The organism is Sulfitobacter sp. W027 (assembly GCF_025143985.1).
In the GTDB taxonomy this organism is placed as follows: domain Bacteria; phylum Pseudomonadota; class Alphaproteobacteria; order Rhodobacterales; family Rhodobacteraceae; genus Sulfitobacter.
Genome location: NZ_CP083564.1, coordinates 130849 through 156501 on the forward strand (window position 1 = coordinate 130849; position 25653 = coordinate 156501).

A 25653-nucleotide genomic window follows, 5' to 3' on the forward strand; every position below is an offset into this window, starting at 1 on the left:
CGAAAAATGCTCTGGTCTCTTATTAAAATCGTTCTTTTCGTCGTGCTTGTCGCCGCTTTGGCCTGGGGTGCGGGCTTCTTGCTGGAAAGCGAGGGCGGCATACAGTTGACCGTGGCAGGCACGGAATACACCCTTGGGCCACTTCAATCGGTGATCGCCGTGCTGCTGTTGATGTTCGCGGTCTGGGTGCTGCTCAAGATCGTGGCGTTGCTGTCGGCAACATGGCATTTCCTGAACGGGGATGAGACGGCGCTGTCGCGCTACTTTGACCGAAACCGTGAGCGGAAGGGCTATGAGGCGCTGTCGGACGGGCTGATGGCGCTGGCCAGCGGTGAAGGGCAGGTTGCGATGGCCAAGGCCGCCAAGGCGGACCGCTACCTCAAGCGTCCGGCGTTAACCAATTTGCTGACGGCCCAAGCCGCTGAACTCGCAGGCGACCGCCGCAAGGCCGAACGGACCTACCGCAAGCTGGTCGAAGACGAAAAGACTCGTTTCGTCGGCGTGCGCGGCATCATGAAGCAAAAGCTGGCTGACGGAGATACGGAGACAGCGCTGAAACTGGCCGAGAAAGCTTTCGCGCTGAAGCCCAAACACGAAGAAACCGGCGATACGCTGCTGAAGCTTCAGGCCGACAAACACGACTGGACTGGTGCGCGCCAGACGCTGCAAGCCAAATACAAAAACGGCCATCTGCCGCGCGACGTGCACAAACGCCGCGATGCGGTGCTGGCGCTGTCGGAAGCCCGGGAAGTCATCGCCGAGGGCAACAGCATCGAAGCGCGCGAAGCCGCGATCGAAGCCAACCGCCTGTCGCCCGATCTGGTGCCAGCCGCCGTGATGGCCGCGCGCAGCTATATCGCGCAGGATAAACCCCGCTACGCCTCGAAAGTATTGCAAAAGGCGTGGAGCGTGCATCCGCACCCCGATCTCGCCGCCGCCTTTGCCGAGATCCAGCCGGATGAAACCCCGCAGCAGCGCATCAAACGGTTCCGCGCGCTGACCAAATCGCAGCCCGATCATCCCGAAACCAAGATGCTGCTGGCCGAATTGCACATCGCCAATGAGGACTTCCCCGAAGCGCGCCGTGCGCTTGGCAATCTGGTTGAGACTGATCCTTCGGCGCGGTCCGTCACGCTTATGGCCGCGATTGAGCGGGGCGAAGGCGCGTCTGATACGGTTGTGAAAGGCTGGCTGACACGCGCGCTCAATGTCTCGCGCGGGCCGCAGTGGATTTGCGAAAACTGTCACCACATCCACGCCGAATGGAAGCCGATCTGCGAAAACTGCAAAAGCTTTGACACATTGGAATGGAAAACGCCGCCGCTCTCCGAAGTCGCCATGCCAAGCGGTGTGCAGATGCTGCCGCTGATCGTCGGGGCCCCGGAAACGACGCCGCCAGAAGGCGCGCTGACAACCCGGACCGACGACATCGAAGAGGCAGAGTTGGTGACGGACACAGACGAGCCGACCAATCCCGACGCCCCGAAAAAGGCGCCTGACCCTACAGCTTGATGTCGTAGGTGACCCAGTTGGTCCGCGTGGCCAGCTTGTCATACACCCCACGGCCGCGGTAGTTATCCTCGGCCGTGATCCAGCGCACGAGGCTCCAGCCGCGTTTCTGGGCGATTTTTTTCACCTCCCCAATCAGCGCGTCGGCGGCGCCGCTGCCGCGGGCTTCGGGCTCCACAAAAAGATCGTCGAGGAAACAGCCCGTCGCCGCCGCCAAGGGGCGCGCGAAGTGCCGGAAATGGGTCAGGCCGATCACGCGTCCTTGAGCATCTTCGCAGACCAGCCCTTCGACCTCGGTCAGCGGATCATGTAGCCAAGACCAGACTCGTGCGCGCATCTCTGGCGTCTGCTCGACTTTGTAGAACGCGGCATAGCCTTGATAGAGCCGCTCCCAATCGGCGCGGTCGTGGTCTTTCACGGTACGAATTGTGAGGTCGGACATGGCAGGGCTCCCTTCGCTGCTGCGCGATCTTTGCCCCAGTTGGTTCAGAAATCCAGCCCAAGGTCCAGCGTTGTCGCGGAATGTGTCAGCGCGCCCATGGAGATATAGTTCACCCCCGTCGCCGCGACCTCGGCAATGCGTGACAATGTCATATTGCCCGAAGCTTCAAGCACGATACGTCCTTTGGCAATTTCCACAGCCTGAAGCAGCGTCTTTGTGTCCATGTTATCCAGAAGCACAACATCCGCGCCGCCTTCGTCCAAGACTTCTTCCAGCTGCGCCAGCGTGTCGACTTCGATCTCGACCCGGATCATATGCGAGGCGTTGGATTTCACTGCCTGCAAGACAGGCCGGATGCCCCCGGCGGCGGCGATGTGATTGTCTTTGATCAGGATCGCATCCGAGAGGGAGAAGCGATGGTTGAATCCGCCGCCATGCAGCACCGCCTGTTTTTCGACCATCCGCAGCCCCGGCGTGGTCTTGCGGGTGCAGGTGATCCGGGCCTCGGTCCCCTTCGTCTCGGCGACGCAGGCCGCCGTGAGGGTGGCGATGCCCGAAAGCCGCCCGGCAAAGTTCAGCGCCACACGTTCGGCGGAAAGGATCGCGGCGGCAGAGCCTTCGATCTCCATCAGCGTGTCGCCTTTGGAAATCGTGCTTCCGTCTTCTTTCAGCGTGCGAACCTCAAGCGTTGGGTCGACCAGATGAAAGGCCAGCCGTGCGATCTGCATACCGGAAACGACCCCCTCGGCGCGGGCGCGCAGGCGGGCGGTATAGGTCGTGCCCTCGGGGATCACGCTGCGCGTGGTGACATCGCCATAGGTGCCGAGGTCTTCCATCAGCGCGGCGCGGACCAGCGGCTCAAGGATCAGGTCGGGCAGGGCGGTGGTCATGCGGGAAGTTCCTCAGGGTTGGAGCGCAGGGCGGTGGCCTCGGCCAGTGTCAGAAAACTGCGCGCGGCTTCGGGGAGCGTGTCGGGATAATCAGTGCGGCAATGCGCGCCCCGGCTTTCGCGGCGGGCGAGGGCGGCGGCAGCGATCAGTGTTGCCGTCGCGGTCATGTTTTGCAGCTGGGCGCAGTCGGGCTGTGCGGTCTCAATCTGTGCAATCGTGGCGAGGGCGCGTTGCAGTCCCTCCGCATCGCGCAGAACGCCGACATGGGACGTCATGGTCTGGCGCAACTGTGTAACGAGGGCTTCATCGGGCGTTTCGCCAGAGGGGAGGTCAGGCAGGGTCACGGCGTCGCTATCACCCGCGCGGCACTCTTCAAGCATGTCCTGCGCCGCGCGGCGGGCAAACACCAGCGCTTCGAGCAGCCCGTTTGATGCCAAACGGTTTGCGCCATGCAACCCTGTCGAGGACGCCTCGCCACAGACCCACAGTCCGGCAAGGCTGGACCGCCCATGCGCATCTGTAGCCACGCCGCCCATGTGGTAATGCGCGGCAGCGGCCACCGGAATCGGCTGTGTCACCGGGTCGATGCCGTTACGCGCGCAGGCGGCAGCGACGGCGGGATAGTCGGTCAGCACCGCAACCCCTAAGGCTGTGCGGGTGTCGAGCATGGGGCGTAGGCCCGCTTGGGTCTGGGCAAAGATCGCGCGGGCTACGACATCGCGCGGGGCAAGCTCGGCGAGGGGGTGAACCGCCTCCATAAAGCGCGCGCCTTCGCGGTTGATCAGATGCGCCCCGGCACCGCGCAATGCTTCGGTGGCAAGCGGAGCGGGGTCTTCGCCGCAATCGATGGCGGTGGGATGGAATTGCACGAACTCGGCATCAGCAATGAGCGCGCCCGCCCGCGCGGCCATGCCGATCACCTGCCCCCGGATCCGTGCCGGGTTGGTCGTCAGCGCATAAAGCCCGCCCGAGCCGCCGCCCGCCAGCAAAACGCCTGCGCCGCGCAGCATGGCGGGGGCAGAGCCTTCGGACCGGGCCAATTCGATCTCAACACCGGTGACTTTGGTGCCGTCGCAGTCCAAGCCGCGCGCCAGCACGCCTTCAAGTACTTGGATCGACGGGGTGTTGCGCACCCGCTCGATCAAGGCGCGCATGATCTCTGCCCCGGCCTGATCGCCCTGTACCCGCACCACACGCGCGAAACTATGCGCGGCCTCGCGGGACATGACATAGCCCCCATCGGGGCTGCGGTCGAAAGCGGTGCCATAATCTGTCAGGGCGAGGATATGCGCGCGCGCCTCTTCCGTCACAGTCGCCGCGACGCGCGCCTCGACCGTGCCAGCACCGGCAGCGATTGTGTCTAGCGCATGGTCCTCAGGACTGTCGGCCTGCGCCATCGCGGCCGCCACACCGCCCTGCGCCCATGCGGAACTGGCACCCGACCCGAGCGCGTCAGGCGAGATCAGCAAAACCGGGCGGGGCGCAAGACAGAGCGCGGCATAAAGCGCGCCCAGCCCGGCACCGACGATGATGATCCTGCCGGTTGCGATCTCTTGCACGGGGCGCGGCCCTTATAGGCCGAGTTCGCGGGAGAGGTCGATCATCCGCTGCACCGCCACGCGCGCCTTAGCGGCCACTTCCGCCTCAACCTCAACCGCGCCGGACATGGTGTGGAGCGACCACAGCACTTTCTCCAGCGTGATTTTCTTCATGTAGGGGCACATGTTGCAGGGGCCGACGAAATCGACCTCGGGCAGTTCGTCGGCGATGTTCGAGGCCATGGAGCATTCGGTGACCAGCATTGCCTTGGCCGGTTTTTCGCGCTGCACATACTCAAGGATACCGCTGGTAGAGCCGGAGAAGTCTGCCTCCGCGACCACATCGGGCGGGCATTCGGGGTGCGCGATGATGCGGGTGTCGGGGTTCCACTCGCGGTAATCTGCAATATCTTTCGCAGTATAGCGTTCGTGCACAATGCAGGCGCCGTCCCACCAGACGATGCGCTTTTGCGGCACCAGTTTGGCGATGTTCTGGGCAAGGTATTTGTCCGGCGTCATGATGACGGTGTCACTCTCCATCGCGGCGACGATCTGCGCGGCATTGGAAGACGTGCAGCAGATGTCGGACGCGGCCTTCACTTCGGCTGTGGTGTTCACATAAGTCACCACCGGCGCGCCGGGATACTGCGCGCGCATCTGGGCCACACCCTCGGCGGTGATGCTTTCGGCCAGCGAACAGCCTGCTTCCATGTCGGGGATCAGCACGGTTTTTGACGGGTTCAGGATTTTCGAGGTCTCGGCCATGAAATGCACGCCGCATTGCACGATCACATCGGCCTCGACCTCGGTCGCCTTGATCGCCAGTTGCAGGCTGTCGCCCACGAAATCGGCAATGCCATGGTAGATGTCGGGCGTCATGTAGTTATGCGCGAGGATGACCGCGTTACGCTCTTTTTTCAGCTTGTTGATCGCGGCGACATAGGGCGCGTGGATGGCCCAATCGGGGGGGGAAACGACACGGTCCATCTTGGCGTAGATATCGGCCATTTCAGCCGCCAGCGCAGGCGATGGCGCGAGGTCATAGTGGCGCTCAAGCTCGCTGGGCGAAAAGATTTCATCACGCATGGTCGGTCCCCCTCCGGCCTTGGCGCGTGTCACGGCACCGCGCTGGACACCACACCCGGCGTGCTGGCCATAGACGACTGGCGGGGTTTGGGCAAGCCAATACCCTTTATGGCAGGGCGATCAGCCTGCGTAGTTCAGGTGAACTTGCGGAACAATCGGGTCTGATCGAACATCTCTTCCAGCCGCTCGGCCCGGTCTTTGGTGTCGGCCCAGTTGATGTCTTGCATGGCGGAAATCACGCTTTCCACCAGCAAAAGCGTCGCCGCCGCACTGTCCCAAGCCGAGGGCGCGACGATCCGGCTGGAGAAACAGATATCGGCAAGGCTGTGCACAGGAGAGCGCCACTGGTCCGTGAACAGGATGATCTTGGCCCCCCGCGCATGGGCCATCTCCGCCAGCTTCAGCGTGTTATTCTCATAGCGGCGCACGTCGAAGATGACGAAAACATCGCCTTCGGCCACGTCCAGCAGGTAGTGCGGCCACGCGTTGGAGGTCGATTGGATATGCGTCACACGCGGGCGGATGATCTGCGCGTGCAGGAACAGATACTCGGCCATGGTGTGCGTGATGCGCCCGCCGACAATGTATAGCGGGTGCTTGGTATCCGCGATCATTGCGCAGGCGCGGTCAAAGGTGGCCGGCTCAATTTGACCCAGCGTATGGCGGATGTTGTCGATCACTGCATCGGTGAACCGGTTGAGCACATGGCCCGAGGGCGCGCCTTCGGCCCATGTGTCATGTTTCGCAATGGGGTTCTTGACCTTAGCCTTTAGCTCTTCGCGCAACTCGTTCTGAAACTCGGGGTATCCCTTGTATCCCAGCTTTTGCACCATCCGCGCCACGGTGGGGGTAGAGACATTGGCGTCCTTCGCCAGCGCGGTCAGCGGGCCAAGGCCGGAGGCGGGGTAATTCTCTAGAATCGAATGGGCGAGTTGCCGTTCCGCACGGGTCAGCCGATCCAACTCTTGCTGGATACGGTCGGAAATGGTCAGCGTCGGTTCAGCCATAGATGCCCCTCTTTTGACGAGTAATAGCACAAACTGAGCAGCGTTGTAATAAATTCGACATTATTCTGTTGACAGACGCCCCCCGCCCGAATGAGGTTTGATGTAACTGAGGGGGACAGTGTGTCAGAGCGGACAGAGCTTTCAAATGAAGCCGTTGAAGTGATTAACGCCGGGGCCAAATCGCCGCTGGTGCTGGTCTGCGAACATGCGGCGCGTGAGATACCGGCCTGCTATGATGGTCTTGGTTTGGATGCCGCAGCCCGCGAAAGCCATGTGGCATGGGATCCCGGTGCTCTGGCCGTGGCGCGGGCGATGGCCTCGGATTTGGACGCGGTATTGGTGGCCGGGCGCGTTTCGCGCCTTGTCTATGATTGCAATCGTCCGCCCGAAGCCCCCGGCGCAATGCCCGCGCAGAGCGAGATTTTTGCGATCCCCGGCAATGCGTCACTTGATGAGGCGGGCCGGACCGAGCGGGTGACACGTTACTACGAGCCTTTCCGCGCGACCCTTGCTGCGACGATCAAGCGGGTCAATGCGCCTGCGATTGTTACCGTGCATAGTTTCACGCCGATCTACCACGGCAAACCGCGCAGCGTTGAGATCGGCATTCTTCACGACAGTGACACACGGCTGGCCGATGCGATGCTTGCGGCGGCGTCCGAATTCACGGGTCTCAATGTCGTACGCAACGCGCCCTACGGCCCCCAAGACGGAGTGACCCATACGCTGAAAGAACATGGGCTAGCCCATGGTCATCCGCATGTCATGCTTGAGATCCGTAATGACCTTATTTCGACCGAAGCTGAGCAACAGCAGATGGCCGAGATGATCAGCAACTGGCTGCGCGCCGCGCTTGAGCGGCCCGAAATGAGTGACGCGATGAAGGACGCCAAACCATGAAATTCATGCGGGGCTATATCCGGAGCATTGATGCGATGAACCGGCGGATCGGGCGGGTCATGATGTATGGCATCTTTGTCCTGATGGGGGTGCTTTTGTGGTCGACGGTCAGCAAGGCGTTCTTCGTGCCGTCCCTCTGGACGCTGGAAATGGCGCAGTTCGTGATGGTGGGCTATTACATCTTGGGCGGGCCCTATTCGATCCAGCTTGGCTCGAATGTGCGGATGGACCTGCTCTATGGCGATTGGTCGCTGCGCCGGAAAGCGTGGTTTGATCTATTCACGGTGCTTTTCCTGATCTTCTATCTCTGTGTGCTGCTCTATGGCGCGGTGAGTTCTACCGCCTATTCGCTGGGCTATTGGGGGACCGAGCCGTTCAGCTTCTTCGGCGGTCTGGTTACTGGCGCGGAAGAGATCGGCCATATGGAGCAATCCAGCTCCGCATGGCGGCCCTACCTTTGGCCCATCAAGGTCGTAATGATTGTCGGCTTCGTGCTGATGCTGCTGCAATGTCTGTCCGAGCTCGCGAAAGACGTGCTGCGGCTAAAGGGTGAGGCCATCTGATGTCCTATGAAATGATCGCGACATTGATGTTCTCGTCGATGATGCTGATGTTGCTGACCGGCCAGCGCGTCTTCGGGGCGATTGGCTTTATCGCCGTGGTCTCGGCGCTGCTGCTCTGGGGGGACAAGGGTGGCTATGACATCGGTTTTGCCGCCGCGATGAAGCTGATGAAATGGTATCCGCTGCTGACCCTGCCGATGTTCATCTTCATGGGCTATGTGCTGAGCGAGAGCCGCATTGCCGATGACCTCTATAAGATGTTCCACGTCTGGATGGGCGGCGTACGCGGCGGGCTGGCGATTGGGACGATCGGGTTGATGGTGCTGATCTCGGCGATGAACGGGCTGAGCGTGGCGGGCATGGCGATCGGCTCGACCATTGCGCTGCCGGAACTGCTGAAACGCGGCTATGACAAAAGGATGGTGACCGGGGTGATCCAGGCCGGGTCGAGCCTCGGCATCCTTGTGCCGCCGTCAGTGGTGCTGGTGCTTTATGCGATGATCGCGCGGCAGCCGGTGGGGCAGTTATGGCTGGCGGGTGTGGTGCCGGGGCTGATGATGGCGTCGATGTTCATCGCCTATATCGTGATCCGCTGCTGGATGAATCCGACCCTCGGTCCGGTGCTTTCGCCCGAGGACCGCGATATTCCCCGCGCCGAGAAACTGCGCCTGCTGCGTGCGGGCATCCTGCCGCTGGTGATCTTTGCTGTGATGATGGTGCCCTTTGTTAACGGTTGGACCAGCTTGGTCGAAAGCTCGGCCATCGGGGCTGCGGCGGCCTTCTTTGCGGCGGTGCTTAAGGGGCGCATGACCAAACAGGTGTTCGAGAACTCGGTGCGCAATACGCTGGGGATCACCTGCATGTTTATGTGGATCATCCTCGCCGCCCTTGCTTTTGGCGCGGTTTTTGACGGGCTGGGCGCGGTGAAGGCAATCGAGAGCCTGTTTACCGAGAAGATGGGCCTGAGTCCTTGGATGATCCTCATCCTGATGCAGCTCAGCTTCATCCTCATGGGCACATTTCTTGACGACACCGCGATGCTGGTCATCGTGGCCCCGCTCTATGTGCCTTTGGTTGGTGCGCTGGGCTTTGATCTGATCTGGTATGGTATCCTTTATACGATCACCACGCAGATCGCCTATATGACGCCGCCCTTTGGCTATAACCTGTTCCTGATGCGCGCCATGGCTCCGCCGGAGATTACCCTGCGCGACATCTACGCTTCGATCACGCCCTTCGTGCTGGTGATGGTCTTGGCGCTGATACTCGTCATGGTCTTCCCGCAGATCGCGACATGGCTGCCCGATTATATCTACGACAAATAACAACGAGAGCCGCGAAAAGACGGCCTGATTTTCAACAAAGGAGAGACGTATGACCACTCGCAGAAAGTTTCTAAAAGGGGCCGCCGTCGCCGCCCCAGCGGCTTTGGCCGCACCGTCCATTGTCCATGCCCAAGCGCCGATCAAATGGCGCATGCAGACCTATGCCGGTGCTGCCTTGGGTGAGCAGGTGACCAAGCCTGCCGTCGACTACATCAACGCAGCCGCCAATGGCGAGATGGAGATCGAACTGTTCTACGCCGACCAGATCGTGCCCACCGGTGAGCTGTTCCAAGCCATGCAGCGCGGCACCATCGACATGGTGCATTCCGATGACGATTCCATGGCTTCGCCCACACCCTTGCAGCAATTCGGCGGCTACTTCCCCTTTGCCACTAAGCATATCCTCGACGTGCCGGTGCTGTTCAACCAGTACGGTTTGGCCGACATCTGGAAAGAGGAATACGCCAAGGTTGGCGTCGAGTGGCTGTCTGCCGCGGGTCAAGACCCCTGTAACTTCAACACCACCAAAGAGATCAAATCGGTCGCCGATCTGGACGGTCTGAAGCTCTACACATTCCCTACCGCGGGCCGCTTCCTGTCGAAGTTCGGCGTGGTGCCGGTGAACATTCCTTACGAAGACGCCGAGGTTGCGGTGCAAACTGGCGAGCTCGACGGCATGGCGTGGTCGGGCATCACCGAAGACTACACCGTCGGCTGGGCTGATGTGACCGACTATTTCCTGACCAACAACATCTCGGGTGCTTGGATCGGGTCGTTCTTCGTGAACCAGCAGCAGTGGGCCGATCTGCCGGATCACCTCAAGCAGTTGGTCATGGCGGGGATCGAAGCGGGCCACACCTACCGCAACCAGTGGTACTGGGGCGGCGAGGCGCGTCTGCGCGCGCAGGGCGACAAGCTTAAGCTCAGCACCGTGCCTGCCGACGAATGGGCTGAGGTCGAAAACGCGGCCAAGGACTTCTGGACCGAGATCGCCGAAGAAGGCGAAGTGCACGCCAAGATCGTTCAGATCTTCCGCGACTATAACGAAGTCATCAACAAAGCCGGTCCGCCCTACACCAACGGCTGAACCGACAACCGGGGGCGCGCTGCCTGCGCCCCCGCCTTACCCCCTGAAGTGGACAGAACATGCCCGGCACCCTGACATTCGATGCGCTGAAAAAACTGGTCAAAGAAGGATCCGTCGACACGGTCCTTGCCTGCCTTGTGGATATGCAGGGCCGGTTGATGGGCAAGCGCTTCCATGCGGTTAACTTTGTCGAAACCTCTTACAAAGAGACCCATTGCTGCAATTACCTGCTGGCCACCGACCTTGAGATGGCGACGCCCGATGGTTTCGCCTCCACCTCGTGGCAGTCCGGCTACGGCGACTACGTGATGCAGCCCGACCTTGATACGATCCGCCCGGTGCCGTGGCTGGACGGGACGGTGATGGTGCTTTGCGATGTGCTGGATCACGACACCCATGCGCCCGTGCCTCATTCGCCCCGCGCCATGTTGAAGAAACAGATCGCCCGGCTGAAGGAGTTGGGCTTTGACGCGATGATGGCGACGGAGTTGGAGTTCTTCCTCTTCGAGCAGAGCTTTGACACAATCCGCAAGGGCGGCTACCGCGACCTCACGCCGATCAGCGGCTATAACGAGGATTACAACATCCTTCAGACCACCAAGGAAGAGAACGTGATGCGCCCGCTGCGCAACCATCTCTTTGCCGCTGGTTTGCCGATTGAGAACACCAAGGGCGAAGCCGAAGCCGGTCAGGAAGAACTTAACATCCGCTATTCAGCGGCGCTCGACTGCGCCGACTACCACACGATTGCCAAACATGCGGTCAAGGAGATCGCGTGGCAGCAGGGCCATGCGGCAAGCTTTTTGCCCAAGTGGCACAAGGATCGCGTTGGCTCGTCCAGCCATGTGCACCAGTCGCTGTGGCAGGACGGTAAGCCGATGTTCGTGGGTGCTGATGATGAACTGGGCATGTCCGAGCTAATGTGCCACTACATGGCCGGTTTGATCGCCTATGCGCCAGAATACACCTATTTCCTCGCGCCCTATGTGAACAGCTACAAGCGCTTCGCCAAGGGCACCTTTGCACCGACCAAGACTGTCTGGTCCGTCGACAACCGCACCGCGGGTTTCCGACTGTGCGGGGCAGGGACAAAGGGCGTGCGGGTCGAATGCCGTATTGGCGGATCGGACCTGAACCCTTATCTGGCGCAAGCGGTCATGCTGGCTGCCGGGATCAAAGGGATCGAAGACAAGATGGAATTGGCCCCGCCTACACGCGGCGATGCTTACGGCAAATCCGATGCAGTCGATATCCCCCAGACCCTGCGGGCAGCAACCGAGACCCTGCGCGGCTCGACGTTCCTGCGCGAGGCCTTGGGCGACGATGTAGTGACCCATTATACCCGTGCGGCGGAATGGGAGCAGGAAGAATTTGACCGGGTGGTGACCGATTGGGAAATCGCCCGTGGCTTTGAAAGGGCCTGAGAATGACGACGGTAAAATGTATCTCTCCGATTGACGGATCAGTCTATGCGGAACGCGAAACCCTGAGCCTTGACGCGGCGCAAAGTGCAGTCGCCCGCGCCCGCAAGGCGCAAAAGGCATGGGCGGCGCGGCCCCTGCAGGAACGTGTCGATCTGGTGATGGGCGCGTTGAAAGAGATTGAGAATTCCACCGACCGGATGACCGAGGAGCTCGCCCATCAGATGGGCCGCCCGGTGCGCTACGGGGGTGAGTTTGGTGGCTTGCAGGAGCGCACCAGCCATATGGCCAAGATCGCCGCCGAAGCGCTTGCGCCCACGGTGATCGAAGACAGCGCGAGCTTCACCCGCAAGATCATGCGCGAACCGCATGGCGTGGTTTTCGTCGTGGCACCGTGGAACTACCCCTATATGACCGCGAACAACACCATCGCGCCGGCGCTGATCGCGGGCAACACGGTGATCCTGAAACATGCCGCACAGACCATTCTGGTTGGTGAACATCTGGCCGATGCCTACCGCGCGGCGGGCGTGCCCGAGGATGTGTTTCAGAACGTTGTGCTGGACCATGACACCACCGGCCGTCTAATCGCCGACAACGAGTTCGATTTCATCAACTTCACCGGCTCCGTCGGCGGCGGTCAGGCGATGGAACGCGCGGCAGCAGGCACCTTTACCGGTGTGGCGACGGAATTGGGCGGCAAAGACCCGGCCTATGTCCGCGCCGATGCCAACCTTGATGCCGCCGTCGACGGCGTGATGGACGGTGCCATGTTCAACGCGGGCCAGTGCTGCTGCGGGATCGAGCGGATCTATGTGCATGAGAGCCTCTATGACGCTTTCGTTGAGAAGGCCGTCGTTTGGGTGAACAACCTGAACCTCGGCAATCCGCTGGACGAAGCGACGACCCTCGGCCCGATGGCCAATGTCCGCTTTGCCAATGAGGTCCGCGCACAGATCGACGAAGCACTGGCCGATGGCGCCAAGGCCCATATCGAAAAGATGCCCGCCGACGATAATGGTGCCTACCTCACCCCGCAGATCCTGACGAATGTGACCCACGAAATGCGCGTCATGCGTGACGAAAGCTTTGGCCCCGTGGTCGGCATCATGCCGGTGAAGGACGACGAAGAAGCCATCGAGCTGATGAACGACTGCCAGTTTGGCCTGACCGCGGCGATCTTTACCGCCGATGCCGAGGCGGCTGACGCCATCGGCGCACGGTTAGAGACCGGCACCGTCTTCATGAACCGCGCAGACTACCTTGACCCGGCGCTTTGCTGGACCGGCTGCAAGCAAACCGGGCGCGGCGCGGGCCTGTCTGAACTGGGCTATCACGCGCTGACACGCCCCAAATCCTACCACCTCAAGAAAGCCTGAGACATGTCCCTGACTGCCAATTGGTCTTACCCCACCGCCATCCGCTTCGGCGCGGGCCGGATTGCCGAAATCGCCGAGGCCTGCGCCGCTGCGGGTATCAAAAAACCGCTTCTGGTCACCGACAAAGGGCTGGCCTATCTGCCGATCACCCAGTCCACGCTCGACCTGATGGAGGCCGAAGGTCTGGGCCGCGCCATGTTCTCGGACGTTGACCCGAACCCGACCGAGATGAACGCCGAGGCGGGCATCAAAGTCTACCGCGACGGCGGCCATGACGGTGTGATCGCCTTTGGTGGCGGCTCCGGGCTGGATCTGGGCAAGGTCATCGCCTTCATGTCGGGTCAAACCCGCCCGCTGTGGGATTTCGAGGATATCGGCGATTGGTGGACCCGAGCAGACGCGGGCGGTATCGCGCCCATCGTGGCCGTGCCGACGACGGCTGGTACTGGGTCGGAAGTGGGTCGCGCCAGCGTTATCACCAATTCCCAGACCCATGAGAAGAAGATCATCTTCCACCCCAAGATGCTGCCCGCCGTCGTGATCTGCGACCCGGAACTGACCGTCGGCATGCCGCCGATGATCACCGCAGGCACCGGGATGGACGCCTTTGCCCATTGTCTCGAAGCCTTCTGCTCGCCGCATTATCATCCGATGAGCCAAGGCATGGCGCTGGAAGGGATGCGTCTGGTCAAGGAATATCTGCCCCGCGCCTATGCCGATGGCAGTGATCTTGAGGCGCGCGGCCATATGATGTCTGCCGCTGCCATGGGTGCCACGGCGTTCCAAAAGGGTCTGGGCGCGATCCATGCCATCAGCCACCCGATCGGCGCGGTGCATCACACGCATCACGGCACCACCAACGCGGTGGTCATGCAGCCCGTTCTGCGCATGAACCGCCCCGCGATCGAAGAGCGTCTGGCCAAGGCGGCGGCCTATCTTGATATCGTCGGGGGGTTCGACGGGTTCTACGATTTCGTGGGCAAGCTGAACGCGGAGCTGAACATCCCCGCCAATCTGACAGCCCTAGGCGTCACCGACCCCGACATCGACGCGCTGGTGGCCTCCGCGTTGCAGGACCCGAGCTGCGGCGGCAACCCCATCGAACTGACGCGGGAAAACACCACGCAGTTGCTGCGTGAATGTTTCTGAGGCAAGAACGGGGCCGTCCTCTGCGGCCCCTTTTGCCGGTCCGGTTCGCGTATCAGCGCTTGTTCAGGATGTAGATCCGCCCGGTCATGGCATTATCGATGCAACGCCGGTCGTTGCCGCAATCGTTCCGCAATCCAAGCCAACGTTTCTGATCCGCCCGGACGGCGTTGCGGTCCCCGCCGCGGGCCAGTGCCGCGGCGTAGGCCTGTGCCACGTCCCGATCCAGCCGCGACAGGCGGGTGTCGGCGCAGATCGTCCGTTCCACGGCTGTCCCGGCGCGCCCGCAATCGAAGCTCGGCCCGGTGGCGACGACCTCCCCCCGGTCCCAGCCCTGCCCGTGCAATTGTCGCAGCTGCTCAATCAAGGCGCGCGACGGGGTGCCGGTAACCTTTTTGCCGGTCTCGCGCTGGAAAGATGTGATGGCGGCGGCGGTCCCCGGCCCCATGACGCCGTCGACGGTGCCCAGCTCGGCGCGATAGCCCATGTCGGCGAGCAGACCCTGTACCTGTACGATGTCGCGTTCGCTCAGCCCCTGCGCGGCAAGCGGCGCCGCGGTCAGGTATAATAGCAGTGTTACGATCAGGCGCATGGCAGACCTCCCGGCAATCGGCCGATGTAGGAAGAATGCCAAAGAGGCTACCACGAAACCCCCTATCGGCCAAACCGCGGGCGCGGGAGATGGCGGCAATAAGAGGGGGCCCGCCCATGGCAGCCCCCCGGATCTTCGCGGTTCCGCGCTTACTCGGTCGCCTTTTCTTCTTCGGCGTCCATCTCGACCTCTGGGCCGACGGAGACCAGATAGGCCCAAACGTCCTTCGCGTCGTCCTCATCCTTCAACCGATAGGACATTTTGGATTTCGCGCGGGTCTGATCAAGATAGCTGGCAAGGAACCCTTTGGGGTCGGCTACATAGCCGGTGAAATTCTCTTCGTTCCACGCCAGACCGGCTTCGCCGGCCTCAACGATTGAATCACCATAGCGGTAGTCCTCGACGGACCCGGCGACGCGGTCATAGATGCCGTAAAGGTTCGGCCCTGTACGGCCACCCTTTTGGATGTCATTGCCTTCATCGTCCGAGATCATGTGGCAGCTTTTGCATTTACGAAAGACCTTTTCCCCGGCTTCGGCATCACCGGAGGCATGGCTTTCCGCCCAAAGGGGCGTGGCCCCGAGGCAGATGGCGAAGATCGACGCGATACGCATGTTCATTATGAGTTCCTTTGTCTGGCTGCTTCGAAACTAGCGTCCGCTGCGACGGGGTAAAGGACCTGTGCTGCGCCAAAAGGTAGCATGGGCGCACCGCATGCCGGTTAGTGGTTGAGGCTAGGGGAGATTCCTCCGATAACTGCCAGTGAATTTCTTCTGCGCTGAGGGTGAGATGAACACAACGGCGAGCCGCATTTAATGGAGATCATGGTCCCCGCCTGGGTTGACGGCACCCTGCAACCGGTCGAGAAACTCGCCGCGCATGAACGTGGTCTGCGGCATATGGCGATCTCGGTCTTTGTCATCGCCGATGGCAAGCTGCTGCTGCAACGACGTGCGCTTGGCAAGTATCACACGCCCGGTCTGTGGGCGAACACCTGCTGCACGCATCCGCAATGGGACGAGCCGCCCCAAGCCTGTGCCACACGGCGGTTGGACGAAGAACTGGGGATCACCGGGCTGGACCTTCAGCATCGCGGACAGGTCGAATACCGCGCCGATGTTGGTGGCGGACTGATCGAACATGAGGTGGTTGAGGTCTTTCTTGCCCATGCGGCCACTGACCTGTCGATCACGGAAAACCCGGATGAGGTGATGGCGACGCGCTGGATCAGCTTGAGCGATCTGCATGTGGATCTCGCGCAGCATCCGGATGATTATACGCCTTGGTTGCGGATCTACATGGCCGAGCACGAAGGCTTGATCCTCGGCGATGGGGCGATGGAATAAGAGAAGGGCGGGCCAGAGATGACCGACGACATGCAGGAAAAAAAGACACGCGCGGCGGACTGGTTTCGCAAGCTGCGTGATGACATCGTTCAGGCGTTCCATGACATCGAAGCACGTCATGTCGGCGAGGAAGAGGCCGGGCGTTTCGTGGTCAGCAACACCACCCGCACCGCGCCCGATGGCTCGGACGCCGGTGGCGGCGAGATGTCGGTGATGCGCGGCGGGCGCGTGTTTGAGAAGGTGGGCGTCAATATCTCCACCGTCTACGGAACCTTGGGCGAACGTGCGCAAGCGGCCATGGCCGCGCGCAAAGGACTGCCGGGCATGGCCGATGATCCGCGTTTCTGGGCCTCGGGGATCAGTTTGGTCGCGCATATGCAGAACCCTCATGTTCCAGCGGTCCATATGAACACCCGTATGTTTTGGACTCCCCATGCGTGGTGGTTCGGCGGTGGGGCCGATCTGAACCCTTGCATTGAGTATGACGAAGACACCGAACATTTCCATGCCGAGATGAAGGCCGCCTGTGACCCCCATGGTGCCACGCTCTATGATGAGCTGAAGGCTTGGGCGGATGAGTATTTCTACATCCCGCACCGCAAACGGGCGCGGGGTGTGGGCGGTATCTTTTATGACGACCGCAACAGCGGCGATTGGGAGGCGGATTTTGCCCTGACGCAAGACGTGGGCCGGGCGTTTCTGCCCGCCTATGTGCCGCTGGTTGATAAGCGGCGTGAGATGGACTGGGACATGGACGATAAGGACGTGCAACTGCGCCATCGTGGGCTCTATGCCGAATATAACCTCGTTTATGACCGGGGCACGAAGTTCGGGTTGGAGACGGGGCACGACCCTGATGCAGTGCTGATGAGCCTGCCGCCGATGGCGAAATGGGCTTGAACTGACGCCCGAGCCCGGAATCAAGCCGCAGGCGCCGGGCCATCGCCTGCCCGCCCGTCACGCCGGAGGCGTGCCTCCCATATTTGGCGCACCTTCGGTGCGACCCGGTAGGCGATTTGGAGAGGCTGGGCATGACTTCGTGAAGGCACATCACGGTTGAACCATAAAGTGGCATGAGCCATCGTCTCATCGCCGACCCGCTGGCAGGCGATGGCCCTCATTGTAAGATGCGGAGGTTCAGCCTCGCGTTCCGCGCACCGTGTCGATCATCAACTGCACATTCTCCGGATCCGCATCTGGCGTGATGCCATGGCCGAGATTAAAGATATGCGGCCCCTTCGCCAGCGCATCGACAATCGCCCGCGTCTCCTGCACCAATGCATCCCCGCCCGTCACCATATGCGATGACTTCAGATTGCCCTGCACACAGCCATTGGGCTGCACATGCTCGGCAACCCATTCCGCGCTGACGCCATCGTCGATGGCGATGCAATCCGCACCGGTCGCCGCATGCAGATTGGCAAAGCGCGCGCCCGCGCCGCGGGGGAAGGCGATGATCGGGACATCCGGATGCCGCGCCTTCAGCGCGCTGATAATCTGGCGCAGCGGCTCTGTCGAATAACGGTCAAAATCGGTGCCTTGCAGCGATCCGGCCCAACTGTCGAAAAGCTTCACCACCTCGGCCCCGGCTTTAATCTGCATGTCGAGATATTCGATGGTCGCCAGCGTAATCCGCTCCATCAGCGCATCGAACACCTCTGGGTTTTCGTCTTTCAAGGCATGCGCCGGGCCTTGGTCCGGCGTGCCTTTGCCCGCGATCATATAGGTCGCCACGGTCCAAGGCGCACCTGCGAAACCGATGAGCGTGGTCTCATCGGGCAGTTCGCGGGACAGAATGCGCACAGTCTCGTAAATCGGGGCGAGGTGGTCGTGGATCGCATCGGCTGGCTTCAGCGCCTCCATCTCGGCCTTTGTCGTGATCGTCGACAGGCGCGGGCCTTCGCCCGTGACGAACCACAGGTCGGCACCAAGCGCTTGGGGCACCAGCAGGATGTCCGCAAAGAGGATTGACCCATCAAACCCGTAGCGGCGGATCGGTTGCAATGTTACCTCGGCGGCCAGTTCGGGGTTGTAGCAAAGCGACAGGAAATCCCCCGCCTTGGCCCGCGTCGCGCGGTACTCCGGCAAGTAACGCCCGGCTTGGCGCATCATCCAGATTGGTGGGGTCGGCAGGGTTTCGCCCGCAAGGGCGCGCAGGATGGTCTTGTTCTTTGTCATTTTGGCGCTCCTAACTGTGGCAAAGCCGTTGGGATGCGAGGTACAGCAGTTGTCAGTTCATGTCGACGGGGGTAGGGATGCGGCATGACGTATCAGCTCCCCACCCCGGCTCAGCCCCTTAACATCGGCACACGCGGATCGCTTCTGGCGCTCGCGCAAGCGAATGAGGTGCGCGACCGGCTCGCCGCCGCCTTTGACCTGCCGTTTGAGGCGTTCACCATCGTCGTGATTAAGACCACCGGCGACAAGATCATCGACCGCCCGCTTAAAGAGATTGGCGGGAAGGGGCTCTTCACCCGCGAGATTGAGGCCGCGCTGCTTGAGGGCTCCATCGACATCGCGGTCCATTCGATGAAGGACATGCCGACGTTGCAACCCGGTGGGCTGGTGATCGACACCTATCTCCCGCGCGAAGATTGCCGCGATGCGTTCATCTCGCCGCACCTGAAATCCATCGCTGACCTGCCGAAGGGTGCGGTTGTCGGCACCTCCAGTCTGCGTCGCCGGGCGCAGGTGAAACTGCGTCGCCCCGATCTGGAAGTGGTCGAGTTTCGCGGCAACCTGCAAACCCGTTTGAAGAAGCTGGATGACGGCGTGGCCGAAGCGACATTCCTTGCGATGGCGGGGCTAAACCGCCTGAAGATGGACGAGGTGCCCAAGGCTTCCGTCGATACGGATGACATGCTGCCAGCGATTGCGCAGGGTGCCATTGGCGTCGAGCGCCGCAATAACGATAGCCGCGCCGCCGACATGTTGGCCGCGATCCATGACCCTGCTACGGGCGAACAACTGGCCGCCGAACGCGCGTTTCTAGCGACGCTCGACGGGTCTTGCGAAACACCCATCGCCGGGCTGGCGGAACTTAACGGCACCAACATGCGCCTGCGCGGCCAAGTGCTGCGCCCGGACGGGTCCGACGCGATTGGCGATGACGTGACCTGCACCATCTCTGATGGTGCGGCGGCGGGCGAAGACATGGCGCGCAAGCTGTTGGCGCAGGCGGGTCCGGGCTTTTTCGACTGGCGCGAATGATCGGCAATCTCTTCACGCTAAAACAGCTTGAAGCGCTGATCTGGGTCGCCGACCTTGGCAGCTTCCGCCGCGCCGCCGCGCATCTGAATACCACGCAGCCGAATATCTCGGCCCGGATATCAGGGCTCGAGGCGACTTTGGGCGTGACGTTGATGCAACGCGATGCCGGGTCGATCCGACTGACCGAAAAGGGCACCGCCCTACTGACCCAAGCCCGCCGTGTGCTGCGGGAGGCCGAAGCTCTGGTCGAAACCGCCGCGCGGCCCGATCTGATCGACGACAGCCTGCGGCTTGGGGTGACCGAAGTGGTCGCCAGCACATGGCTGCGCCCCTTTCTGCGCGCGCTGGCCGAGGCTTATCCCAATCTTACCGTCGAACTTACCGTCGATCTATCGCGTGATCTGGATCAAGAACTCGCCGCCCATGCGCTTGACCTGACGTTGCAAACCGCGCCCTTCTCGACCCCGGCGAGCGGGCAGGTGGATTTGGCGACCTACGACTATATCTGGGTGGCCGCCCCTGAATTGGCCGCACAGATTGGCCCCGCACCCGATTTTGCCGCGATGCTGCGCCATCCGGTGCTTGGCCATGCGCGGCACACGCAGGCGCATTCTGATCTGATCCGTCATTTCGATGGCACCACCGCGACCAAGGCCCGTTTGGTGCCGTCTAGCAGCCTATCGGCGGCGATGAACATGGTGCTCGACGGGATGGGCGTGGCGGTAATGCCGCGTGTTATGGTGGCAGGCGCCTTGGTCGACGGGGCGCTGCGTATTCTGCCCGCCGCATGGCATCCGCGCCCACTGCAGGTCGCCGCGCGTTATCACGCGGATCGCACGCCCGCCTATGTCACCCGCGCCGCCGAGCTGGCCCGTGACTGCGCTCAGGTCTTCGAGGCCGAGGATCGAAAAAACCTTTCACACCCATAGAATATAATAATTTGCAACGATGCTGCGCCCGCTCCTATCCTGCGCCCAAAGAGGAGTGAGACATGGCATCAACCATTCGACTGGGCGTAGACATCGGCGGCACCTTCACCGACGTGGTGCTGGAAAAGGGCGGGGAGAGCTTCTCGACCAAAGTGCTGACCACCTATGCCGCGCCCGAGAACGCGATCATCGACGGGATGCATCAGGTCTGCGCCAAGGCCGGGATCACGCCCAACGATCTGACCCAGATCATCCACGGCACCACGCTGGCTACCAATGCGCTGATCGAGCGGCGCGGGGCCAAGACGGCGCTGATCACCACCCAAGGTTTCCGCGACGTGATCGAGATGCGCACCGAAAGCCGCTTCGAGCAGTATGACTTGAACCTCAACCTGCCCGAACCGCTGCTGCCGCGCCAGATGCGCTACACGGTGGAAGAGCGCGTCGATGCTACCGGCGCCGTACTTTTGCCGCTCGACCGGGCCGAGGTCGAGGCGCTGGCGGACCGCATCGCCGAAGCGGGTTATGAGAGCGTCGCGGTGGGGCTGATCCATTCGTATCTGAACGACACGCATGAGCGCATGATCCGCGAGGTGCTGGAGGAGCGGCTGCCCGGCGTCATGGTCTCGATCTCCGCCGAGGTGTCGCCGCAGATGCGCGAGTACGAGCGGTTCAACACCGTGGTCGCCAATGCCTATATCAAACCGCTGATGAAATCCTACCTCGGGCGGCTCGAAGGGCGGCTGCAGGAGGAGGGTGTCTCTTGCAACATCTTCCTGATGCACTCGGGCGGCGGCATCATCTCGATCGAAAGCGCCGCCGAATTCCCGGTGCGGCTGGTGGAATCCGGCCCGGCGGGCGGGGCGGTCTTTGCCGCGAACATCGCCGCGCGCTACGGGCTCGACAAGGTGCTGAGCTTTGATATGGGCGGCACCACGGCTAAAATCTGCTTGATCAAAAACCAGACGCCCAAGACCAGCCGGGTCTTCGAAGTGGCGCGGACCTACCGTTTCAAGAAAGGCTCCGGCATGCCGATCTCGATCCCGGTGATCGATATGGTAGAGATTGGGGCAGGCGGTGGTTCTTTGGCCCATGTCGATGCGATGCGACAAATTCGTGTGGGGCCCGAAAGCGCGGGGTCCGAGCCCGGACCGGCTTGCTACGGTCGGGGTGGTGCGAAACCTGCCGTAACGGACGCCGATCTGGTGCTGGGCAAGCTTGATCCTGACAATTTCGCGGGTGGCTCGATCAAGCTTGATACCGCAAGCTCTGAAGGGGCGTTGCAGGACGTAATTGGCAAGGAGATCGACATGGACGCCGCCACCGCTGCCTTCGGTCTGGCCGAGGTGGTGGACGAGAACATGGCCAATGCCGCCCGTGTTCACGCGGTCGAAAACGGCGAGGACCTTAGCGAATACACGATGATCGCTTTCGGTGGGGCAGCGCCGCTCCATGCCGGGCGGCTCTGTGAAAAACTGGGTGTCGAACGCCTGCTGGTGCCGCCCGGTGCCGGGGTTGGCTCGGCCATCGGCTTCCTGCGCGCGCCTTTCAGCTTTGAGGCCAACCGCTCGGTCTACATGAAACTTTCGAATTTCGATGCGCCGCGCATCAAGGTGTTGCTGACGGAGCTGCAAGAAGAAGCCACCGGTTTTGTCCGCAACTGCGATGCCAAGGCCAAGATCCTGTCGGAATTCAAAGTCTACATGCGCTACAGCGGGCAGGGCTGGGAGATCCCGATCATCCTCGGGGCAGATGACGCGATGAACCCAGATGCCGCGCGGTTCGAGACGCTCTTCGAGGCAGATTATGCCAAGCTCTTTGGCCGCACCGTCGAAGGCTTGGACATCGAGATCACCGTTTGGGCGGTCAACGCCACCACCCCACCTGAACAAGTGGCACGGATCACCGGCGCGACCCCCGGCGCTGCAGCAAATGCGGCCAGCACAAGGCGCATGTTCGACCCGGCCTTGGCCGAATATTGCGATGCGGCTGTGGTGCTGCGCGGTGAAATGGCACCGGGCAGCACCACCCAAGGCCCCGCTGCGATTACTGAGGATGAGACCACGATCATTGTCCCCGCGTCGCGCCAAGCCATCTGCCAGCCGGACGGCTGCATCGACATCACCGTGAAAGGGTAAGCCCATGGCACAGACACATTCAAACGTCGCCTATCAGGTCATGTGGAACCGGCTGATCTCGGTCGTCGAGGAACAGGCGCAGGCGCTGGTGCGCACCGCCTTTTCAACCTCGGTGCGCGAGGCGGGCGATCTCTCGGCGGGCGTCTATGACACCGAGGGCCGGATGCTGGCGCAGGCGGTCACCGGCACGCCCGGACACGTCAACGCCATGGCTGACGCGGTGGCGCATTTTATCCGCCGCATTGGGCGGCAGAACATCCGCGAAGGCGATGTCTATATCACCAACGACCCTTGGGAGGGGACAGGCCATCTGCATGACATCACCATGGTCACGCCGTCCTTTCATCGCGGCAAGCTGGTCGGGTTTTTCGCCTGCACCGCGCATATCGTAGACATTGGTGGGCGCGGTTTTGGCGCGGATGCAGCGAGTGTCTATGAAGAAGGCCTCTATCTGCCGATCATGAAGTTCGCCGATGCGGGCGAGGTCGACGCAACACTGGTGCGGATCATCCGCGGCAACGTGCGCGAGCCGGATCAACTGATTGGCGACATCTACGCGTTGACCACCTGCAACGAGATCGGCCACCGCCGTTTGGTCGATATGATGGGGGAGTTTGACCTCGCAGATCTTGAAGGTATCGCCGCCTTCATCCTCGACAATTCCCGCCGCGCCACGCTGGAGCGCATCAATGCGCTGCCGCGCCAGCGGGCCACTGGGGAGATGACGATTGACGGTTTCGACACGCCGATCACGCTTAAGGTCACGGTAAGCATCGAGGAGGATCGCATCCTATCAGATTTCGCCGGCACCTCGGGGATTGATAAAAAGGGCATCAACTGTCCATTGGTCTATACCAAGGCCTATGCCTGCTACGCGCTGAAATGCGCTATCGCCCCGGAGATTCCCAATAACGCGGCCTCGCTCGCCCCGTTTGAGATCGCCGCGCCGGAGAACACGATCGTTCATGCGCTACACCCCGCGCCAGTCGCGCTGCGCCATATTGTCGGGCATTTCGTGCCGGATACGGTCTATGCCGCGCTCGATCAAATCTTGCCAAACTTGGTGCCGGCCGAAGGTGCGGGCTGCCTGTGCAACTTCCAAGTCAGTCTGCGCCCCCGCACGGATACCCAACCGCCCAAGGGTGCAAGGCGCGCCGAGGTGCTGACCTTCAACTCCGGCGGCTCGGGTGCGCGGCCAGAACATGACGGGCTGAATGCCACGGCTTTCCCTTCAGGCGTGATGACCATGCCGGTTGAGGCCACAGAACATGCAGGACCGGTGGTGATCTGGCGTAAGGAACTGCGGCCCGACAGCGGCGGGGCAGGACGTCAGCGCGGCGGGCTGGGACAGTATATGGAGGTCAGCGCCCGCGAGGGGCATGAGTTCGACATGCAGGCGATGTTCGACCGCGTCGATCATCCCGCTCGTGGGCGGCAGGGCGGCAAGCCTGGCGCACCCACAACAATTGCCCAAGATGACGGCACCCCGATGCGTGGCAAGGGCAAGCAGTTCGTGCCGCATGGCCGCCGGGTGATGATGGCCTTCCCCGGTGGCGCGGGATACGGCGATGCGTCTGAGCGCCCCAAGGAACTAGTCAAACGCGATCTGCTGCGCGGCTATATCTCTGCAGAGGTTGCTACCGCGGACTATGGGCTGAGCGCTGAGGACATTCGTGAGGTACAAGAAGCGATCCGCAAAGGTGCGGACCTGTGAAAGAGTTGCCGCTTAAGGCCTTATAGGCGCGGGGGTCATTGACTGTTACAAAGCGCGAGTGTTCCTTGGCCGCAACATGCCAAGAGGAACCCAGTGATGTATGTGATTGACCCCCCAAAGCAGAGCAGCCTTGCCGTTCAAGGCACCAACGACCGTTTTCCGGTGCGCCGTGTCTTTTGCGTTGGCCGTAACTATGAAGCGCATGTGCTTGAGATGGGCAATGATATGCGTGACCCGCCGTTCTTTTTCACCAAACCTGCCGATGCCACGCTTGATACGCCCTGCACCGTGCCATATCCGCCGCTGACGGAGGATTTTCATTTCGAGGCAGAGCTTGTGATCGCCATCGGCAAGGGTGGCGCGAATATCGCGGAAGCTGATGTGATGGATCACATCTGGGGGGCCTCCGTGGGCATTGATTTTACCCGCCGTGATCTTCAGGCCCAAGCCAAGAAGATGGGCCGCCCGTGGGACTGGTCTAAGGCGTTTGATAATTCCGCGCCCATCGCACCGATCTTGCCGATTGCAGATGTTGCTTCGGTTGAGACAGGGCGCATCTGGTTGGCCGTAAACGGTGAGATGAAACAAGAGGCCGATCTGTCGCAGATGATCTGGTCGGTGCGCGAGCATACCGCAACCCTTTCACGGGCAGTCATACTGGCGCCGGGCGATATCATCATGACGGGCACGCCAGCCGGGGTTGGCGCCGTGGTGCCGGGTGATGTGTTGACTGGCGGCGTCGATGGCATTGCTGAGTTTGAGGTTACCGTCGGCCCGCGCGCGTGAGCGATCTGGCGCTGTATAATTACTTCCGCTCCTCGACTTCGGTCCGGGTGCGGGCGGCGCTGAATCTCAAGGGGCTGCGCTATGACTATGTGCCGCTGTCCTTGCTTGCCGGAGAACAACATGGGGCCGAACATCTGGCGCTGAACCCTTCGGGGGCGGTGCCGACCTTGGTGACGGGGCAGGGGCCGCTGTCGCAATCAATGGCAATCCTTGAGTGGTTGGATGAGGCATTCCCCGAACCGCCGCTTCTGCCGCCCGACGCGTGGGGCCGCGCGCGGGTGCGCTCGCTGGCGTATTTGGTGGCGCAAGATGTGCACCCGGTGAACAATCTTCGGGTGCTGCGGCACCTTGAGGGTGAGTTTGGCGCAGATGCCCCCGCCAAGGCGGCGTGGTTTAGCCATTGGGCCAGCGCAGGGATGACGGCACTGGAAACGCGGCTTTCGCAGGAACCTGAAACCGGCAAGTTCTCCCACGGCGACAGGGTGGGGCTGGCCGACCTCTGTCTATACGCGCAGGTGCTTAACAACGCCCGCTTTGAGGTCGATATGACCCCCTATCCGACGATCCGTCGTATTCACGCCAATTGCATGGCCCTCCCTGAATTGGAACGCGCCGTGCCGGCCAACCAGCCCGACGCGGTCTAGC

24 protein-coding genes are annotated in these 25653 nt (G+C 61.7%); 16 read left to right on the forward strand and 8 right to left on the reverse strand.

All coding sequences use genetic code 11. The features are described from left to right. Window positions 1-6: 6 nt before the first annotated feature. Window positions 7-1512 (forward strand): heme biosynthesis protein HemY, encoded by a 1506-nt coding sequence (locus K3759_RS00615; protein ID WP_259983634.1) that lies wholly within the window; start codon window positions 7-9, stop codon window positions 1510-1512. Here the strand turns inward: K3759_RS00615 and K3759_RS00620 are convergent. From K3759_RS00620 to K3759_RS00640, 5 genes are all read right to left on the reverse strand, one after another. Then, entirely contained in the window at window positions 1502-1951 is a 450-nt protein-coding gene (locus K3759_RS00620; RefSeq protein ID WP_259983635.1) for a GNAT family N-acetyltransferase, read from the reverse strand. The two genes, K3759_RS00615 and K3759_RS00620, sit on opposite strands and share 11 nt — an antisense overlap. Window positions 1952-1995: 44 nt before the next feature. Next, window positions 1996-2841, reverse strand: coding sequence for a carboxylating nicotinate-nucleotide diphosphorylase (gene nadC, locus K3759_RS00625; RefSeq protein WP_259983637.1), 846 nt, complete (start codon window positions 2839-2841; stop codon window positions 1996-1998). Continuing rightward, window positions 2838-4400: an L-aspartate oxidase gene (locus K3759_RS00630; RefSeq protein WP_259983638.1), complete on the reverse strand. Its 1563-nt coding sequence runs from the start codon at window positions 4398-4400 to the stop codon at window positions 2838-2840. The genes nadC and K3759_RS00630 overlap by 4 nt, the downstream gene beginning before the upstream one ends. 12 nt (window positions 4401-4412) lie before the next feature. After that, a complete protein-coding gene (gene nadA / locus K3759_RS00635) occupies window positions 4413-5465 on the reverse strand; it encodes a quinolinate synthase NadA (protein ID WP_259983639.1) in 1053 nt (350 codons plus the stop codon). Between the two features lie 134 nt (window positions 5466-5599). Beyond that, complete coding sequence (locus K3759_RS00640; protein WP_259983640.1) at window positions 5600-6472, reverse strand: MurR/RpiR family transcriptional regulator; 873 nt, start codon at window positions 6470-6472, stop codon at window positions 5600-5602. Window positions 6473-6562: 90 nt separating this feature from the next. Between K3759_RS00640 and K3759_RS00645 the strand changes: the two genes are divergently transcribed. The 7 genes from K3759_RS00645 to K3759_RS00675 are packed head-to-tail and all read left to right on the forward strand — an operon-like array spanning window position 6563 to window position 14296. Then, window positions 6563-7372 (forward strand): N-formylglutamate amidohydrolase, encoded by an 810-nt coding sequence (locus K3759_RS00645; RefSeq protein WP_409202497.1) that lies wholly within the window; start codon window positions 6563-6565, stop codon window positions 7370-7372. Beyond that, window positions 7369-7935, forward strand: a complete 567-nt coding sequence (locus K3759_RS00650) for a TRAP transporter small permease subunit (protein ID WP_243261889.1) — start codon at window positions 7369-7371, stop codon at window positions 7933-7935. Before K3759_RS00645 ends, K3759_RS00650 begins: the two co-directional genes overlap by 4 nt. Continuing rightward, complete coding sequence (locus K3759_RS00655) at window positions 7935-9260, forward strand: TRAP transporter large permease subunit (protein WP_259983643.1); 1326 nt, start codon at window positions 7935-7937, stop codon at window positions 9258-9260. Before K3759_RS00650 ends, K3759_RS00655 begins: the two co-directional genes overlap by 1 nt. A 49-nt stretch (window positions 9261-9309) precedes the next feature. Then, window positions 9310-10347 carry a TRAP transporter substrate-binding protein gene (locus K3759_RS00660; RefSeq protein WP_259983645.1) on the forward strand — a complete coding sequence of 346 codons (1038 nt, stop codon included), beginning with the start codon at window positions 9310-9312 and terminating at the stop codon, window positions 10345-10347. A 59-nt stretch (window positions 10348-10406) separates the two neighbouring features. Further along, window positions 10407-11771, forward strand: a complete 1365-nt coding sequence (locus K3759_RS00665; protein WP_259983647.1) for a glutamine synthetase family protein — start codon at window positions 10407-10409, stop codon at window positions 11769-11771. Window positions 11772-11773: 2 nt separating this feature from the next. Beyond that, window positions 11774-13147: an aldehyde dehydrogenase family protein gene (locus tag K3759_RS00670; RefSeq protein WP_259983649.1), complete on the forward strand. Its 1374-nt coding sequence runs from the start codon at window positions 11774-11776 to the stop codon at window positions 13145-13147. Window positions 13148-13150: 3 nt separating this feature from the next. Further along, the gene (locus K3759_RS00675) at window positions 13151-14296 is read left to right on the forward strand and encodes an iron-containing alcohol dehydrogenase (protein WP_259983650.1); all 1146 of its coding nucleotides are present in this window, start codon (window positions 13151-13153) and stop codon (window positions 14294-14296) included. 52 nt (window positions 14297-14348) lie between these two features. Here K3759_RS00675 and K3759_RS00680 read toward each other — a convergent pair whose 3' ends face one another. Both K3759_RS00680 and K3759_RS00685 read right to left on the reverse strand, forming a co-directional pair. Continuing rightward, a complete protein-coding gene (locus K3759_RS00680) occupies window positions 14349-14939 on the reverse strand; it encodes a peptidoglycan-binding protein (protein ID WP_259983652.1) in 591 nt (196 codons plus the stop codon). Window positions 14940-15034: 95 nt separating this feature from the next. Beyond that, entirely contained in the window at window positions 15035-15505 is a 471-nt protein-coding gene (locus K3759_RS00685; protein WP_259983654.1) for a cytochrome c family protein, read from the reverse strand. Between the two features lie 195 nt (window positions 15506-15700). On the opposite strand from K3759_RS00685, the gene idi reads away from it, so the two are divergent. Continuing rightward, the gene (gene idi / locus K3759_RS00690; RefSeq protein ID WP_259983656.1) at window positions 15701-16231 is read left to right on the forward strand and encodes an isopentenyl-diphosphate Delta-isomerase; all 531 of its coding nucleotides are present in this window, start codon (window positions 15701-15703) and stop codon (window positions 16229-16231) included. Between the two features lie 18 nt (window positions 16232-16249). Further along, complete coding sequence (gene hemF, locus K3759_RS00695; protein WP_259983657.1) at window positions 16250-17131, forward strand: oxygen-dependent coproporphyrinogen oxidase; 882 nt, start codon at window positions 16250-16252, stop codon at window positions 17129-17131. A 237-nt stretch (window positions 17132-17368) separates the two neighbouring features. Here the strand turns inward: hemF and hemE are convergent, their stop codons facing one another. Beyond that, window positions 17369-18409: a uroporphyrinogen decarboxylase gene (gene hemE / locus K3759_RS00700; protein ID WP_259983658.1), complete on the reverse strand. Its 1041-nt coding sequence runs from the start codon at window positions 18407-18409 to the stop codon at window positions 17369-17371. Window positions 18410-18493: 84 nt separating this feature from the next. On the opposite strand from hemE, the gene hemC reads away from it, so the two are divergent. From hemC to maiA, 6 genes are all read left to right on the forward strand, one after another. After that, entirely contained in the window at window positions 18494-19441 is a 948-nt protein-coding gene (gene hemC / locus K3759_RS00705; protein WP_259983660.1) for a hydroxymethylbilane synthase, read from the forward strand. Continuing rightward, window positions 19438-20370 carry a LysR family transcriptional regulator gene (locus K3759_RS00710; RefSeq protein WP_259983663.1) on the forward strand — a complete coding sequence of 311 codons (933 nt, stop codon included), beginning with the start codon at window positions 19438-19440 and terminating at the stop codon, window positions 20368-20370. The genes hemC and K3759_RS00710 overlap by 4 nt, the downstream gene beginning before the upstream one ends. A gap of 62 nt (window positions 20371-20432) precedes the next feature. Beyond that, window positions 20433-22508: a hydantoinase/oxoprolinase family protein gene (locus tag K3759_RS00715; RefSeq protein WP_259983665.1), complete on the forward strand. Its 2076-nt coding sequence runs from the start codon at window positions 20433-20435 to the stop codon at window positions 22506-22508. Between the two features lie 4 nt (window positions 22509-22512). Continuing rightward, window positions 22513-24222, forward strand: a complete 1710-nt coding sequence (locus K3759_RS00720) for a hydantoinase B/oxoprolinase family protein (protein ID WP_259983667.1) — start codon at window positions 22513-22515, stop codon at window positions 24220-24222. A 96-nt stretch (window positions 24223-24318) separates the two neighbouring features. Next, complete coding sequence (locus K3759_RS00725) at window positions 24319-25008, forward strand: fumarylacetoacetate hydrolase family protein (protein ID WP_259983669.1); 690 nt, start codon at window positions 24319-24321, stop codon at window positions 25006-25008. Then, complete coding sequence (gene maiA / locus K3759_RS00730; RefSeq protein WP_259983670.1) at window positions 25005-25652, forward strand: maleylacetoacetate isomerase; 648 nt, start codon at window positions 25005-25007, stop codon at window positions 25650-25652. Before K3759_RS00725 ends, maiA begins: the two co-directional genes overlap by 4 nt. The last annotated feature ends 1 nt before the right edge of the window (window position 25653 follow it).

Coding starts and splice junctions, on each gene's coding strand:
- K3759_RS00615 (WP_259983634.1), top strand. CDS start 7: ATGCTCTGGTCTCTTATTAAAATCGTTCTTTTCGTCGTGCTTGTCGCC.
- K3759_RS00620 (WP_259983635.1), bottom strand. CDS start 1,951: ATGTCCGACCTCACAATTCGTACCGTGAAAGACCACGACCGCGCCGAT.
- nadC (WP_259983637.1), bottom strand. CDS start 2,841: ATGACCACCGCCCTGCCCGACCTGATCCTTGAGCCGCTGGTCCGCGCC.
- nadA (WP_259983639.1), bottom strand. CDS start 5,465: ATGCGTGATGAAATCTTTTCGCCCAGCGAGCTTGAGCGCCACTATGAC.
- K3759_RS00640 (WP_259983640.1), bottom strand. CDS start 6,472: ATGGCTGAACCGACGCTGACCATTTCCGACCGTATCCAGCAAGAGTTG.
- K3759_RS00645 (WP_409202497.1), top strand. CDS start 6,563: ATGAGGTTTGATGTAACTGAGGGGGACAGTGTGTCAGAGCGGACAGAG.
- K3759_RS00650 (WP_243261889.1), top strand. CDS start 7,369: ATGAAATTCATGCGGGGCTATATCCGGAGCATTGATGCGATGAACCGG.
- K3759_RS00655 (WP_259983643.1), top strand. CDS start 7,935: ATGTCCTATGAAATGATCGCGACATTGATGTTCTCGTCGATGATGCTG.
- K3759_RS00660 (WP_259983645.1), top strand. CDS start 9,310: ATGACCACTCGCAGAAAGTTTCTAAAAGGGGCCGCCGTCGCCGCCCCA.
- K3759_RS00665 (WP_259983647.1), top strand. CDS start 10,407: ATGCCCGGCACCCTGACATTCGATGCGCTGAAAAAACTGGTCAAAGAA.
- K3759_RS00670 (WP_259983649.1), top strand. CDS start 11,774: ATGACGACGGTAAAATGTATCTCTCCGATTGACGGATCAGTCTATGCG.
- K3759_RS00675 (WP_259983650.1), top strand. CDS start 13,151: ATGTCCCTGACTGCCAATTGGTCTTACCCCACCGCCATCCGCTTCGGC.
- K3759_RS00685 (WP_259983654.1), bottom strand. CDS start 15,505: ATGAACATGCGTATCGCGTCGATCTTCGCCATCTGCCTCGGGGCCACG.
- idi (WP_259983656.1), top strand. CDS start 15,701: ATGGAGATCATGGTCCCCGCCTGGGTTGACGGCACCCTGCAACCGGTC.
- hemF (WP_259983657.1), top strand. CDS start 16,250: ATGACCGACGACATGCAGGAAAAAAAGACACGCGCGGCGGACTGGTTT.
- hemE (WP_259983658.1), bottom strand. CDS start 18,409: ATGACAAAGAACAAGACCATCCTGCGCGCCCTTGCGGGCGAAACCCTG.
- hemC (WP_259983660.1), top strand. CDS start 18,494: ATGACGTATCAGCTCCCCACCCCGGCTCAGCCCCTTAACATCGGCACA.
- K3759_RS00710 (WP_259983663.1), top strand. CDS start 19,438: ATGATCGGCAATCTCTTCACGCTAAAACAGCTTGAAGCGCTGATCTGG.
- K3759_RS00715 (WP_259983665.1), top strand. CDS start 20,433: ATGGCATCAACCATTCGACTGGGCGTAGACATCGGCGGCACCTTCACC.
- K3759_RS00720 (WP_259983667.1), top strand. CDS start 22,513: ATGGCACAGACACATTCAAACGTCGCCTATCAGGTCATGTGGAACCGG.
- K3759_RS00725 (WP_259983669.1), top strand. CDS start 24,319: ATGTATGTGATTGACCCCCCAAAGCAGAGCAGCCTTGCCGTTCAAGGC.